Annotated in this window: 15 protein-coding genes and 1 rRNA gene; all 16 read left to right on the forward strand. The window is 67.3% G+C overall.

Translation table 11 applies throughout. From position 1 onward, the window contains the following. Positions 1-44: 44 nt before the first annotated feature. The 16 genes from rrf to scpB all read left to right on the forward strand — a co-directional run bounded on the left by rrf (position 45) and on the right by scpB (position 14,545). A 5S ribosomal RNA gene (gene rrf / locus E0E18_RS01315) occupies positions 45-161 on the forward strand. Positions 162-518: 357 nt separating this feature from the next. After that, positions 519-1,004, forward strand: coding sequence for a hypothetical protein (locus E0E18_RS14075; protein ID WP_237559579.1), 486 nt, complete (start codon positions 519-521; stop codon positions 1,002-1,004). Then, positions 1,001-1,651 (forward strand): tetratricopeptide repeat protein, encoded by a 651-nt coding sequence (locus E0E18_RS14080; RefSeq protein ID WP_237559580.1) that lies wholly within the window; start codon positions 1,001-1,003, stop codon positions 1,649-1,651. Before E0E18_RS14075 ends, E0E18_RS14080 begins: the two co-directional genes overlap by 4 nt. A 7-nt stretch (positions 1,652-1,658) precedes the next feature. Next, positions 1,659-2,675 (forward strand): HAD hydrolase-like protein, encoded by a 1,017-nt coding sequence (locus E0E18_RS01325; protein ID WP_066589648.1) that lies wholly within the window; start codon positions 1,659-1,661, stop codon positions 2,673-2,675. Then, positions 2,666-2,851, forward strand: a complete 186-nt coding sequence (locus E0E18_RS13950) for a hypothetical protein (RefSeq protein ID WP_066587439.1) — start codon at positions 2,666-2,668, stop codon at positions 2,849-2,851. Before E0E18_RS01325 ends, E0E18_RS13950 begins: the two co-directional genes overlap by 10 nt. Further along, entirely contained in the window at positions 2,851-3,687 is an 837-nt protein-coding gene (locus tag E0E18_RS01335) for a TlyA family RNA methyltransferase (protein WP_130839136.1), read from the forward strand. The genes E0E18_RS13950 and E0E18_RS01335 overlap by 1 nt, the downstream gene beginning before the upstream one ends. After that, positions 3,684-4,607, forward strand: coding sequence for an NAD kinase (locus E0E18_RS01340; RefSeq protein ID WP_066587447.1), 924 nt, complete (start codon positions 3,684-3,686; stop codon positions 4,605-4,607). Before E0E18_RS01335 ends, E0E18_RS01340 begins: the two co-directional genes overlap by 4 nt. 54 nt (positions 4,608-4,661) lie before the next feature. Then, positions 4,662-6,392 (forward strand): DNA repair protein RecN, encoded by a 1,731-nt coding sequence (gene recN, locus E0E18_RS01345; RefSeq protein ID WP_130839137.1) that lies wholly within the window; start codon positions 4,662-4,664, stop codon positions 6,390-6,392. A gap of 138 nt (positions 6,393-6,530) precedes the next feature. Continuing rightward, positions 6,531-7,724, forward strand: a complete 1,194-nt coding sequence (steA, locus tag E0E18_RS01355) for a putative cytokinetic ring protein SteA (RefSeq protein ID WP_066587452.1) — start codon at positions 6,531-6,533, stop codon at positions 7,722-7,724. Next, positions 7,721-8,623, forward strand: a complete 903-nt coding sequence (locus E0E18_RS01360) for a copper transporter (protein ID WP_130839138.1) — start codon at positions 7,721-7,723, stop codon at positions 8,621-8,623. The genes steA and E0E18_RS01360 overlap by 4 nt, the downstream gene beginning before the upstream one ends. Positions 8,624-8,670: 47 nt before the next feature. Next, the gene (locus E0E18_RS01365) at positions 8,671-10,350 is read left to right on the forward strand and encodes a CTP synthase (protein WP_130839139.1); all 1,680 of its coding nucleotides are present in this window, start codon (positions 8,671-8,673) and stop codon (positions 10,348-10,350) included. Between the two features lie 5 nt (positions 10,351-10,355). Next, complete coding sequence (locus E0E18_RS01370) at positions 10,356-11,042, forward strand: NUDIX domain-containing protein (protein WP_110481469.1); 687 nt, start codon at positions 10,356-10,358, stop codon at positions 11,040-11,042. Then, on the forward strand, positions 11,032-11,970 hold the full coding sequence (locus tag E0E18_RS01375; RefSeq protein ID WP_066587460.1) for a tyrosine recombinase: 939 nt from the start codon (positions 11,032-11,034) through the stop codon (positions 11,968-11,970). Before E0E18_RS01370 ends, E0E18_RS01375 begins: the two co-directional genes overlap by 11 nt. Positions 11,971-12,179: 209 nt before the next feature. Next, complete coding sequence (locus E0E18_RS01380) at positions 12,180-13,046, forward strand: ParA family protein (protein ID WP_066587465.1); 867 nt, start codon at positions 12,180-12,182, stop codon at positions 13,044-13,046. Then, positions 13,046-13,855 (forward strand): segregation and condensation protein A, encoded by an 810-nt coding sequence (locus E0E18_RS01385; protein WP_174217106.1) that lies wholly within the window; start codon positions 13,046-13,048, stop codon positions 13,853-13,855. Before E0E18_RS01380 ends, E0E18_RS01385 begins: the two co-directional genes overlap by 1 nt. Before the next feature lie 135 nt (positions 13,856-13,990). Continuing rightward, entirely contained in the window at positions 13,991-14,545 is a 555-nt protein-coding gene (gene scpB, locus E0E18_RS01390) for an SMC-Scp complex subunit ScpB (RefSeq protein WP_130839140.1), read from the forward strand. Positions 14,546-14,620 lie beyond the last annotated feature (75 nt).

Here is a 14,620-nt window from a genome sequence, read left to right on the forward strand (position 1 = left end):
TGGTGTTGTGGGGGGTGTGTGGCGTGTGTTGTTTCGTTGTGTTTGTCGGTGGTTTCAGCGGTGGGGTCACGCCCGGTCCCTTTCCGAACCCGGAAGCTAAGCCTGCCTGCGCCGATGGTACTGCACCTGGGAGGGTGTGGGAGAGTAGGTCACTGCCGGCATCATTCTTTTTGTTGTTGAGAGTGTGTTGGGTCGGTACTGCACTGTGTAATGTGCGGTACCTTCTCGGCACGCTTTTTTTGTGTCCGAACAGTACATCGGAGCGTCCGGGGACTGCAGCGGGGGACATTCGCGTCGCTCCGTCTCTGCCCACGGCCTCCGGCGGGCCTGTCGACGGCTGTGTGTGCGAGGCTACGGTGGTGCGGTCAAACGCCAGAGCACCGTCCCTGTACGCTGGTAGTCGACTATGCCAGAAGCCTCGGTATGCGAGGTTTTCGAGTTGTATCCAGAGAGGTTTTTGATGAGCGAATCGTCCGGCACTTACGGAGCACGCAACGGTGCTGGAGGCGGTCCCCGGCGTGACCGTGGAGGCGCTCGTCGCCCACAGAACGACCACGGCCGTGGTGGTTACCGTGGTGATTCAGCCGGCAGGAGTGGTCGTGACGATGACCGTCGTGGTGGTTACCGGGGTGGCTCTGCCGGTGGCAGCGGTCGTGACGATGATCGTCGCGGTGGTTACCGGGGTGGCTCTGCCGGTGGCAGGGGCCGTGACGATGACCGTCGTGGTGGTTACCGTGGTGATTCAGCCGGCAGGAGTGGTCGTGACGATGATCGTCGTGGTGGTTACCGGGGTGGCTCAGGCGGCAGGAACGGCCGTGATGATGACCGTCGTGGTGGTTACCGGGGTGATTCGGCCGACCGGGGCGACCGTAGGGGTCATGACCGCAACGGCGGGCGCCCGGACGGGCGGCGACGCGACCATCACAACGGACCGCAGCGGTCGGGCTACCGGGAGAACCGGGTCAACGACCGCGTCAGTGAACCGGAGATCCCGTCCGATGTGAGTCCGAAGGAACTCGACCCGGCCATCAGGCAGGAACTCCGCAGCCTGTCGAAGGACAACGCTGACAAGGTGGCAGGCCACCTGATCATGGCCGCCGCGCTCATGGACTCCGACAGTGACCGGGCACTCGCTCACGCGCGTGCCGCGAAAGAACGTGGCGGTCGGGTACCTATCACCCGCGAAACCCTGGGCATCGCCGCCTACCATGCAGGTGAGTGGAAGGAAGCCCTCACCGAGCTCCGCGCTGCCCGCAGGATGGCCGGTGGCCCGGGACTGCTGGCGGTGATGGCGGACTGCGAACGCGGCCTGGGGCATCCAGACAAGGCTGTCGAACTCGGTTTCTCCGAGGAAGCGGCTGAACTTGATCCGGAACAGCGCGCGGAACTGGCGATCGTGGTCGCCGGTGCACACCATGATCTCGGTCATGCCACCGACGCCGTCGACGTTCTGGAGCCGGAGACCCGTGCCCGGGATCTGCCCGAGGTCACTGCGCTGCGCGTGACCTACGCCTACGCTGACGCGCTGGCCTTCGCCGGGGAGACCGGGGACGCCCGCGAGTGGTTCAGGAAGGCTGAGAAGATGGACACCCACGGCGTCCTGGACAGTGCGGACCGGTTGCAGGAACTCGAGCGGGATCTCGACGAGTGACGTGCCGATGACATTGCTTGAACAGCAGGAGCGGCGTCCTCACCACATCCTGGACCGTTACGATTCACTGCTCGTCGACCTCGACGGGACAGTTTTCCGTGGTGGCGTCCTCATCGACGGGGCGCTTGCCGGCCTTGCCGGCCGGCCGGCCGTGTACGTGACCAACAACGCCTCACGGTCACCACGTGCCGTGTCCGACCATCTCGCCGGCCTTGGTGTACATACGGAGCCCTCCCGCGTGCTGACCTCGGCACAGGTCGCCTGCACCCTCGCGGTGGAGCTGGCAGGTGGTGCCGGAGACGGCGGGGACGCCGCCGCGGTTCCCTCCGCGCTTGTGGTGGGGGCCGAATCCTTCCGCGAGCTCGCTGCCGAGGCAGGGTTCCGCGTCGTCCGCAGCGCCGACGACCGGCCGGATGTCGTGCTGCACGGCCACTCACCGGACAACGACTGGGCGGTCCTCTCCGAAGCGGCACTCGCGGTACGGGCGGGTGCCGTCTATGTGGCGTCCAACATGGACACCACCCTGCCGTCGGAGCGTGGCCTGCTCATCGGCAACGGGTCGCTGGTCGCCGCGGTCGTCAGTGCAACCGGTGTACATCCGCAGAGTGCCGGCAAACCCGAGCCGGCGATGTTCCACGTCGCGGCGGAACGTCTCGGCGCACGGCGTCCTCTGGCTGTCGGTGACCGGCTCGACACCGACATTGCCGGAGGCATCGCCGCCGGGACGGACACCCTCTGCGTACTCACCGGCGTCTCCGGGCACACCGACATTCTGCACACCCGGTACCGTCCGACCTGGATCGCCGCCAACCTGCGGGACCACCTGGACGGCTGGGGCGCCCACCGCACCGGAGACACGGTCACCGTGACGGCAGGTCGGCAGGGCGACGTCGAGGTCATGGCGGCTGAGGCTCTCGCCGCCGCCGCGCCCCTGGTCTGGGCTGCGCAGGATTCCGGCGACGACGTGACCGTCGTCGACGACGGCAGTGCCGCAGCGGCGGCAGCACTGGGGGCATGGCGGTGACGGGCCCGCTGCCCGGTGAGGGGCAGTTCGACGCGGAGGCACTGACCGCCGAGGTGGACGCCCTGCTCGCCTCGGACGCCACCGGTGCACAGGAGGCGGAGCTGCTGGAGAAGGCCCACCGAATCATCGCGGACGCACTGGAAGGGCAGTCTGGAAGGACAGTGAGGAACCCCTGATGGCCAGAGCAGGAGGAAACCGGCTGCGGCGACTGGACGCCGAACTGGTGAAACGACAGATGGCGAAGTCCCGCGAGCAGGCCAGGGAGATGATCCTCGGGGGGCGGGTCTCGGTGAACGGGATCGTGGCTTCCAAGCCTGCCACCGGCGTCGACGGTGAAGTGTCCATCCGAGTCACCGTGACCGACGACGACCGGTGGGCGTCCAGGGGGGCGCACAAACTTCTCGGCGCACTGGCAGTGTTCGAACCCCTCGGCCTTGACCTGGTGGGCACCCGGGTCCTGGACGCGGGGGCGTCCACAGGCGGTTTCACCGATGTCTGCCTTGACCGTGGCGTCACCGAGGTGCTGGCGGTCGACGTCGGCTACGGGCAGCTCGTCTGGAGACTCCGCAACGACCCGAGGGTCACCGTCCTCGACCGGACCAATGTGCGGACACTGACCCCCGACCAGCTGGGAGGACAGGTGGACGCCATGGTCGGTGACCTGTCGTTCATATCGCTGGAGCTGGTCCTGCCGGCGTTGGCCGGATGCGTCCGCGAAGGTGGCAGTCTGCTGCCCATGGTCAAACCCCAGTTCGAGGTCGGCAAGGACCGTCTCGGTCACGGCGGGGTCGTGCGCTCGCCGGAACTCCGGGCCGAAGTCACCCTGGACGTCGCACGGCGGGCGGCAGGTCTGGGCCTGTCGACACGGGCGGTCACGGCGTCCCCGTTGCCCGGCCCGAGCGGAAACGTGGAATACTTTCTGTGGTTGATCAGAGACGGCGGCGAGACATCCCCGACCGATGACCAGCTGCAGACCATGGTGGAGACGGCCGTCAAGGAGGGACCACAGTGACCGAGGAGATCCCCGCCCCCCGGGAGGTGCTGCTGGTCGCCCACACCGGCGGTGACGACAAGCTCAGCTCCGCAGCGGCGGCGGCCCAGCAGCTCGCGGACGGAGGCCTGACGGTCAGGGTCATGTCCACCGGGGATCCGGCACCGGTGGCCAGGCACGAGATCCTCGGCAGATTTCCCCGCTACGGGCACACCCCCGACGCCGCCAGGGGCGTCGACCTGGTACTGGTCCTCGGCGGCGACGGCACTTTCCTCCGTGCCGCGGACATTGCGCATGCCCAGGACGTCCCTGTCCTCGGGGTGAACATGGGGCACATCGGGTTTCTCGCCGAATGGGAAGGGGAGGACCTGCAGGCGGCGATCGACCGTGTCATCACCGGCGACTACCGTGTGGAGAACAGGATGACACTGTCCGTGACAGTGCGGGACGCCCAGGGCAGGGTCCTGGGGACCGGCTGGGCGCTCAACGAGTGTTCCGTGGAGAACCTCAACCGTCAGGGCGTGCTGGACGCGGTGCTGGAGGTGGACCAGAGACCGGTCGGGTCCTTCGGGTGCGACGGGGTCCTGGTGTCCACCCCGACGGGCTCGACCGCCTACGCCTTCTCCGCCGGAGGGCCGGTTCTCTGGCCCGAGCTCGAGTCGATCCTCGTGGTGCCGTCCAATGCGCACACCCTGTTCTCACGGCCGCTGGTCGTCTCCCCCGATTCGATGGTCGCGGTGGAGACGAACCCGATGACGTCACCGGCGACCGCGGTGATGGACGGTTTCCGTCAGATCCACATGCCGCCCGGTTCCCGGGTGGAGGTCCGTCGTGGTCCGCAGGACGTGCGTTGGGTCCGTCTCGACTCCGAGCCTTTCGCCGACCGGATGGTGAAGAAGTTTCGCCTGCCGATCACCGGCTGGCGGGGTCCACGGAGATGACCACGGGGAACACTCTGGCGTATCGCTCATCCGTTCGGTAGAATCCTGTCCATCATGTTGACGGAACTGCAGATCAGGAACCTCGGCGTCATCGAGGAGGCCACGGCCGAGTTCGCCGAGGGCTTCACCGTGGTGACCGGTGAAACCGGGGCAGGTAAGACCATGGTGGTCACGGGGCTGAAGCTGTTGTCTGGCGCCCGTGCGGAAGCTCAGCGGGTCAGGGGAGGGACCGACAAGGCCACTGTGGAGGGGGTGTTCAGGGTGGGGGACGTGGACAGGGACAAGATCGAACGCCTGATCGATGAGGTCGGTGGGTACCTCGAGGACGGGGAGGCCGTCGTCTCCCGGTCGGTGAGTGCATCGGGACGGTCGCGGGCGCATCTTGCCGGGCGGACGGTCGCCGCCGGGGTCCTCGCGGACTTCACCTCACGTCTGTTGACGATCCACGGGCAGTCGGACCAGCTCCAGTTGACCGACCCTGCCCGTCAACTGCGGAGCCTGGACAGTTTCGCGGGACTTGACGGGGACCGCCGTGAGTACCGGAAGCTTCGGAGGCGGTGGGCGTCTCTGGCCCGGGACCTCAACGAACGCACCGTGAAGCGTCGGGAACTCGCCCTTGAGGCGGAGATGCTGCGGCACGCCCTCGAGCAGATCGACGCTCTCGACCCCCGTCCCGGTGAAGACGAGGAACTGAAGTCACGGATCAGCCGGCTGCAGGATGTCGACGACATCCGTACAGCGGTCGCCTCCGCGGCCTCCGCCCTCGACGGCGCGGACCCGGAGTCAGGCGGGGAGTCCGTCACCGATGTCATCGGTGGCGCGTCTGCGGCCCTTGCCGCGGTGTCCGGGTCGGACAGGCGGGTCGCAGGCCTTGCGGCCCGGTTGTCCGCGCTGGTCGGTGAGCTCACGGACATCTCCGGTGAGCTCGGCGCGGTGCTCTCGGAATCTCCGGACCCGGCCGAGCTGGAGGAACTGCTCCAGCGGCAGCAGGATCTGCGGGAGTTGAGGACCTTCGCCGTCGACGTCGACGGTGCCCTCGCCTGGCGGGACGAGGCGCGGCAGCGGCTGGAGTCCATCGACGTCTCCGACGACGTCATCGAGGACCTGCGCGCCAGGGTGGCCGACGCGGCCGAGAAGATGCTGGACGCCGCCCGGTCGCTGGACTCGGCCAGGCGGTCAGCCTCCGACAGGTTCGCGGACGCGGTGACCGCGGAGATCCGTGGTCTCCACATGTCGGCGCAGTTCAGGGTGCAGGTCCGGACCAGGGGCGGCGACGGTGACGGGGCAGGGGAGGACGCCACGACCACTGACTGCGGTCCCGACGGCATCACCGACATTGAGTTCCAGCTGGTCCAGGGGGGTGACGCACATCCCCTGGGGGCCACTGCATCCGGTGGCGAACTGTCCCGGGTGATGCTCGCCCTGGAGGTCATCCTCGCGGGGCGGGGACGCACGATGGTCTTTGACGAGGTGGATTCCGGGGTCGGCGGCAGGGCCGCGGTGGAGATCGGCCGCAGGTTGGCCCGACTCGCCGTCCACAACCAGGTCATCGTGGTCACCCACCTGCCGCAGGTCGCCGCATTCGCTGACGTGCACATCCATGTCGCGAAGGCTGCCACGGACAGTTCGGTGAGATCTAGTGTGCACACTCTCAGCGAAGTCGAGCGGGTCGAGGAGCTGGCGCGGATGCTGGCCGGCCTGGATTCGGAGACGGGCCGGGCCCACGCAGAGGAGCTTCTGGCCACTGCGAGGGAAGCCAAGGAATTGATGGGCACCGCCGGGTGACGGCAGGGCACCGCCGGGTGACGGCAGGGCGCCGCCGGGTGATGGCAGGGGGCCGGTCGGCGTCGGAGGGTGACCGTGTGCTGTCTCCGGCACCGTCACCGGCGCGCCTCCGCCGGTCGCCGTGCCCCTGCGGTCACAATGGTCACCATGATCTTCTCCCGTACCGACGACACCCCCGGCATCCACGGCCACACCCGGGACTGCACCGGCGCGAAGGGCAGTTCCACCCTGAACAAGCTCGGTGAGGGCGACATCGTCGTCCTCGACGCCCCGGACATCTCCCGGGCCCTCGCGCAGAAGCTCATCGACACGCGGGTGGCGGCGGTGGTCAACACGGCTGCGTTCTCCACGGGCAACGTCCCGAACTTCGGCCCCCAGATGCTCCTCGACGCCGGAATAGTCCTGGTGGAGAACGCGGACGCCGATCTTCCCGCGAAGATGAAGAACGGGAAGAAAGGCCGGCTCGACGAGGGGAAGGTGTACTACGGTGACCGGGTGGTCGGTCGCGGGGAGATCCTCGACGAGGAGACGGCGCAGTCCCGCTTCCTCGACGCCCGGGAGGCCCTTGTCGACCACATGGAGGCTCTGGCCGGCAACACCGCCGAGTTCGTGAGCACCGAGGCGCCGTTGCTCGTCGACGGTCTCGGGGTGCCTGACGTCGACGTCGACATGGACGACCGGAAAGTCCTCGTCGTCAGTCCGGACCCGGAACTCGAGGACAAGCTCAAGGCGCTGCGCTACTTCATCCGCGAGTACGACCCCGTCCTCATCGGCGTCGACGAGGCAGTGGACGTCATGTTCCGGCACGGGTACCGCCCGGCCGTGATCATCGGAGACCCCGAGCTCGTCACCTCGGAGAATCTGAGGTCCGGGGCGAGTGTGGTCCTGCCGGCCGACCCGGACGGGCATGCCGTCGGCCTGGAGCGGATCCAGGACCTGGGGGTCGGGGCGATGACCTTCCCGGCCGCGACGGGAAACTCGACGGACCTTGCTCTCCTCCTCGCCGACTACCACGGTGCCTCCATGGTGGTGAACCTCGGGCCCTCGGTGGACCTGGACCGTGTCTTCGACACGGGCGAGGCTGAGGGAACTCCGTCGGCGATGCTCTCGCGGCTGAAGGTGGGTTCCCGCTTCGTCGACTCTTCCGCGGTGGCCGAGCTCTACCGGGTCTCCCGATCGGGCGGAGGATGGATCTGGGCTGTCCTCGGCGTCATCGTGGCTGTGGCGGTCATCATCCTCATCGCCGGACTGTCCGGGAGTGAAGGCTTCGTCGACAACCTGATCGACAGCTGGAACAACATCGCCCTCAAGTTCCAGGACCTGTTCTCGTGAGCGGGGGGAAGATCGTCGGTGGTGTCGCCGCAGGAGTGGCGGTGGGGACCGTCCTCGGTTTCTACGTCCTCGCCCCCAACGTCGAGGGCGGCCCCGCGGGTACCGACCAGTCCACCACCAGCGAGCTGGACACTGTCCGGGATGAGCTGGATGCCGCGAATGCGGGCCTCGAGGCAGATGACGCTGTCCTTGATTCCGCGGCAGCCGGAATGGTCCGTGACGTCCTGAAGGACCGGAGTGTTCTCGTGGTCACTCTCCCGGACGCTGATCCGGCCGTCGTGGACGCCCAGGAGAAGCTGCTCCGGGCGGCGGGGGCGGCAGATGGGGGCACGCTGCGCCTGACCCGGGCGGCGGTCTCACAGGACAGTGCGGACGCGGTGAAGACCCTGGCGACGAGCACTCTTCCCGCCGGTGCCAGGTTGTCCGAGGACCGCCGTGACCCCGGGTACCACCTCGGCCAGGTCGCCGGTCAGGCACTGGGTTCCTCGGCTGACGGGGAAAGCCAGGCGTCCCCGTCCGACAGGGACCTGTTCCTCGGCGCGATGTCGGACGGCGGATACCTCGACGGTGAGCTCTCCGGCACCGGGCCGGCGGACGCCGTGCTCGTGATCGCCGGCGATGACACGGGCTACGCGGGCACGTTCGCAGCTGATCTCGCGGCAGGTTTCGACGCCACCACCGGCGGAACGGTTCTCGCCGGTGACCGGGGTGCGGCGGCCGAGGGCGGTGCCCTGTCGGTCCTCCGCGGCAACCGTGGGGACACGGAGGTTGTGAGCTCGGTGGACAATGCGGACCGCGTGGCCGGCAGGATCACTGTGGTGCGGGCCCTGGCGGCACAGCTCGACGGTCGGGCGGGGTCGTACGGAACTGCGGAAAGTGCCGCTGCCCCGGCCCTGTGATAGGCTGAAATCCCGTAGGTTTAACGGTTACCACCACGGGAGTTCACTTGTCTCAGGGGCGCAACGAGCAGCACACCAAATTCATTTTCGTCACGGGGGGTGTCGTGTCCTCCCTGGGCAAGGGACTGACCGCGGCCAGCCTGGGGCAGCTGCTCGTCTCACGGGGGCTGACCGTGACCATGCAGAAGCTCGATCCGTACCTCAATGTGGACCCGGGGACGATGAACCCGTTCGAGCACGGGGAAGTCTTCGTCACTGACGACGGTGCAGAGACAGATCTCGACCTCGGGCACTACGAGCGCTTCCTGGACCGTAACCTCACGAAGAACGCCAACGTCACCACAGGCAAGGTGTACTCCACCGTCATCGCCAAGGAGCGTCGCGGCGAGTTCCTCGGCAAGACCGTCCAGGTCATTCCCCACATCACCGACGAAATCAAGGCACGGATCCTGGCACAGGCGGCCCCGGACGCCGACGGTGTCGTACCGGACGTGGTCATCTCAGAGGTCGGGGGAACGGTCGGTGACATCGAGTCGCAGCCTTTCCTGGAGGCTGCCCGCCAGGTCCGTCACGAGGTGGGCAGGGAGAACATCTTCTTCATCCATGTCTCACTGGTCCCCTACCTTGCCCCGTCCGGGGAACTGAAGACCAAGCCGACCCAGCATTCGGTCGCGGAGCTGCGCAGCATCGGTATCGTCCCGGACGCCATCGTCCTGCGCTGTGACCGTGAGGTCCCGCAGTCCCTGAAGAAGAAGATCGCCCTGATGACCGACGTCGATGAGGAGGGCGTGATCTCCTGCGCAGACTCCTCGTCGATCTACAACATTCCGAAGGTGCTGTACAACGAGCATCTCGACTCCTTCCTCATCCGGAAGCTGAACCTCCCGTTCCGCGACGTCGACTGGACGGTGTGGGGCGGTCTGCTGGACCGGGTCCACAATCCGCAGGGGGAGATCACCGTCGCCCTCGTGGGGAAGTACATCGACCTTCCGGACGCGTACCTTTCGGTGGCCGAAGCCATCCGGGCCGGTGCGTTCGGTGAGAACCGGAAGGCGAACATCCGGTGGGTCGCCGCCGACGACTGTGCGACACCGGAAGGTGCCGCCCGTCAGCTCGGCGATGTCGATGCTGTCGTCGTCCCCGGCGGGTTCGGTATCCGCGGTATTGAGGGCAAGATCGCCGCGGTGACCTTTTGCAGGGAGAATCTCATCCCGATGCTGGGTATCTGTCTCGGCCTGCAGTGCACCGTGATCGAGGCGGCGAAGGTCGCGGGGATCGAGGACGCCTCTTCCACGGAGTTCTCCGAGGAGACAGGCGGGACCTGTACCCCGGTGATCTCCACGATGGCTGAGCAGGAGGCGGCGGTCCACGGTGACGCTGATCTCGGCGGGACGATGCGCCTGGGCGCCTACCCCGCGGTCCTCGCCGAAGGGTCGGTGGTCTCCGGGGTGTACGGCACCACCGAGGTGTCCGAGCGACACCGTCACCGGTTCGAGGTGAACAACGCCTACCGGGAGCAGATCACCGAGGGATCGGGCCTCCAGTTCTCCGGGACGTCACCCGACGGCCGGCTTGTGGAGTTCGTGGAGTACCCGAAGGACGTCCACCCCTACCTCGTCGCCACCCAGGCGCACCCGGAGTACAAGTCCCGTCCGACCCGCCCGCACCCTCTTTTCGCCGGGCTCATCAGGGCTGCTGTGGTGCGGCACGAGTCGAAGCGGAGGTGAGTGGCATGTCCGACAGTTCCGCCGCAGATCTCTACCGGACACTGTCCAGTGAGCTTCTCGTCGACGCCGCTGTCATCGCGGTCCGCCGGGACCGGATGACGACCGTGACCGGGGAGGTCACCCGTGAGATCGTCGAGCATTTCGGGGCGGCGGCGGTCGTGGTTGTCCGGGACACTCCCGGCGCTGACGCCGGGGAGCGGGAGCTGCTGCTCATCCGTCAGTACCGGCGTCCTGTCGGAAAGTACCTGTGGGAACTGCCGGCGGGGATCCTGGATCTCGTCGGTGAAGAGCCGCTGGACGCCGCCCGGCGTGAACTGGCCGAGGAGGCGGGTCTCGCGGCCTCCACGTGGCATCTTCTCGGCGACGTGGTGACCTCACCGGGTACCAGTGAGGAGATGTGCCGGATCTACCTCGCGGAGGGGGTCCGCGAACTCACCGGCGCTGAAGCCGGTGAGCTTCCTGAGGCCGGGGGTGAGGAGGCTGACATGACCCGGAGGTGGGTTCCGGTTTCCGAGGCTGTGGACATGGTCCGTCGCGGTGAGGTGGTGAATTCCATCGCTGTCGCCGGGATCCTCCATGTGGCCGTGGGAACGAGGCGTCCGGTGGATGCCGCGTTTGACCGGGTCTCCGGTATCACTGACCGGCGTTCGGCGGGCCGGGAACCGGGCACCGACATGAAGTATGTCCGCTGACGACCGGGATCTTCTCCGCGACTGGGTGAGGCACCTGAGAACGGAGCGCGGGTTGAGCGCGAACACCCTCGAGAACTACGGGCGGGACGCCCGACGCTACCTCGACTGGTTGGAGGGTGAGGGGTTGACGGTGGACACGGTGGGGACCGTGGACATCGAGAGGTTCATCTCGGATCTGCGTCGGGGGCACCCGGTGACCGGTGGCAGGGCTCTGGCGCAGACGTCGGCGGCGCGGTGCCTGAGTACGGTCCGTGGTTTCCACGGGTTCGTTGCGGGGGAGAGGGGGATCCCTGACGTGGCGTCCGCGGTTCCCGCGGCGCAGCAGCGGGCAGATCTTCCCAAGGCGCTGACAGTGGACCAGGTGACCAGGCTGATTGAGGCGGTGCCCTGCGGTGAGGGTGCGGGTCCGCTTCAGCTGAGGGACCGTGCCCTGGTGGAACTGCTGTACTCGACCGGTGCCCGGATCAGTGAGGCGCTCGCCCTTGACCTGGGTGACATCGACAGGTCGAGGGCCACGGTGCTGCTGAGGGGGAAGGGGGACCGCGAACGTGTGGTCCCGGTGGGCACTCCGGCTCTCGACGCCGTGGACGCCTATCTTGTCCGTGCCCGGCCGTCCTTGTCCGCAGGGGGGCCGTCCCGGCCGGGGGAGGACGCCGCGGCGCTGTTCCTGACGGTGTCGGGACGACGGATGCGCAGACAGTCGGGATTCAATGTCGTGTCTGCCGCGGGTGAGCGTGCGGGGCTGGGGAGGGTGAGTCCGCATGCGTTGCGGCACAGTTTCGCGACCCATCTGCTGGCGGGTGGGGCGGACATCAGGGTGGTCCAGGAACTGCTGGGGCATTCCAATGTGGTGACGACGCAGATCTATGCGAAGGTGACCCCGGATCTTCTCCGCGAAAGTTGGGCACTGTCACATCCCCGGACTTGACCGTGGGTTCGATGCAGGATCCGATGCAGGACTCGGCTCAGGACTTGACCCGAGACTTGACGCAGTCCGGTGATGCAGGTGCGTGATAGTCTTACTGGTGTGATTCACGTTGCCGGGTCAGCCCGGTGACGGGCAGGAGAACCGGCGGCGGGACCCGGTCGGACACCGGTAGAGACCCGGACGAAAGTCCAGGGAAGGAGCTTGACGGGATGGCTGAAACCACCGACGGTCCGGAGGATGCACCGCAGATCGGACTGACCGGGCGACCTCTGCGTCCGATCCCGGAACCGCAGCCGGTCGAATCCCACGGGCCCGCGACTGTCATTGCGATGTGCAACCAGAAGGGCGGGGTAGGGAAGACGACCTCGACGATCAACATGGGTGCCGCACTGGCGGAGTTCGGCCGGCGGGTGCTTCTCGTCGACCTTGATCCGCAGGGTGCCCTGTCCGCGGGCCTGGGCATCAAGCACGAGAGTCTCGATGTCACCGTGTACAACCTGCTGGTGGACCCGGACGCCACGATCGAGGACGCCCTGCTGCACACCGGGGTGGAGAACCTCGACCTCGTACCCGCCAACATCGACCTGTCAGCCGCGGAGATCCAGCTGGTCAACGAGGTGGGCAGGGAGCAGGCGCTCGCCCGTGCGCTGCGACCGGTGATGGCGGACTACGACTACATCATCGTCGACTGCCAGCCCTCGCTGGGGCTGCTGACGGTCAATGCCCTGTGCTGTGCCGACGGCGTCATCATTCCCATGGAGTGCACCTACTTCTCCCTGCGCGGTCTGGCTCTGTTGAACGACACCGTGGACAAGGTCCGCGACCGTCTGAACTTCCGGCTGGAGGTCCTGGGCATCGTGGTGACCCTTTTCGACCGTCGTACCAACCATTCCCGGCAGGTGATGAACCGGGTCGTGGAGGTCTTCGGTGACCGGGTCTTCGACACCGTCATCACCAGGACCGTCCGCTTCCCGGAGACCACGGTCGCCGGTGAACCGATCACCACCTGGGCGCCGTCCTCTGACGGGGCGAGGCAGTACCGCGATCTCGCGGCCGAGGTCATCGAGCGGACGTAGTGGACGTTCCAGCGGTGCAGCCGGAGCTCACCGGTTTCAGGGTGGCCCTGGCCAACTTCGACGGCCCGTTCGACCTGCTGCTGCAGCTGATCAACTCCCGCAAGCTGGATGTGACCGAGGTGGCGTTGGCCACCGTCACCGACGAGTTCATCGCGTACACGAGATCACTGTCCGGTTCCGCCGACGACCTGGACGAGGTCACCGAGTTCCTGGTGGTGGCGGCCACACTGCTGGACCTCAAGGCCGCGCGTCTGGTGCCCCGCGGGGAGGTGGAGAGCGAGGAAGACCTGGCGCTGCTGGAGTCCCGGGACCTCCTTTTCGCCCGCCTGCTGCAGTACCGGGCGTACAAGTCTGTCGCCGAACTGTTCAGCCAGTGGCAGAGGGACGCCGCCCGCAGCTATCCGGTGCAGCTGTCCCCGGAGCCGCGGTTCGTCGATCTCATGCCGCCGGTGGAGCTGGGGCTGACGCCGGAGCGCTTCGCCGAGATCGCTGCTGTCGCGTTCAGGCCCAGACCGCATGAGGTCGGCACAGGCCACATCCATGTGCAGGCGGTGTCCGTGCCGGAGCAGGCCGGTCATATCCTGTCGACGCTGAAGATCGCGGGGCCCGACCACTGGGTCAGTTTCGCCACTCTCATCTCGGACTGTGACGTCTCGATGAAGGTGGTGGGACGCTTCCTGGCGCTGCTGGAACTGTACAAGGCGCGGGCTGTGGGTATCGAGCAGGAGGAACCGCTCGGTGAGATGAATGTGGCGTGGACCGGTCTGGAGGTGGATCCTTCGGTGGTCGCCGCGAGCAACTGGGACTGACCGGGGCCTGACCGGGGGACGGTGCCGGAGGTCTGCCGGTCGCCTGTGGTGGGGCGCCGACAGGGTTCCGGTAAGGTGCGGGACACGTCGGGCCGACGGGCCCGCCACAGGTGAACAGGATCCAGGAGGTCGACAATGCCGTCTGCGGGACCGGTGTCGCTGCTTCGCAGCAGGCTGGAGTCACTGCTTCTCGTCGCCGATGAGCCGACGACGGCGGCTGACTTCGCCCGGCTGCTCGGAGAGCCGGAGGAGGCGGTCACTGCGGCGCTCACCGAGATCTCCACCGAGTTCTCCGACAGGGGAATGGGATTCGACCTGCGGGAACGGGAGGGGGCCTGGCGTCTCTACACGCGACGGGAGAATTCCGCGACCGTGGAGGCGAAGATCCTCGCCGGGGCGCAGCCCCGCCTGTCGCGGGCGGCGTTGGAGACGCTCGCGGTGGTCGCCTACCGGCAGCCCGTGACCCGTTCCCAGGTTGCGGCGGTGAGGGGGGTGAACTGTGACGGGGGGATGCGGACACTGACGTTGCGGGGCCTGGTCAAGGAGGTGGGTGTGACCGGGGAGGTCGGCGGCGCCCACCTGTACGCGACCACGGAGCTTTTCCTCGAGCAGCTGGGCATCGGGTCCCTTGACGCCCTGCCTGATCTGGCGCCGCTGCTGCCGGAGGTGGACCAGATCGACCTGTCGTGACCACGGGCTGAGTCGGCAGGTCGTGGATGGGCTACACTGGTCAACCGGACAACTGAAGACCACCTCGACCATGCG

The sequence above is a fragment of the Corynebacterium neomassiliense genome, from assembly GCF_900626215.1.
GTDB lineage: Bacteria > Actinomycetota > Actinomycetes > Mycobacteriales > Mycobacteriaceae > Corynebacterium > Corynebacterium neomassiliense.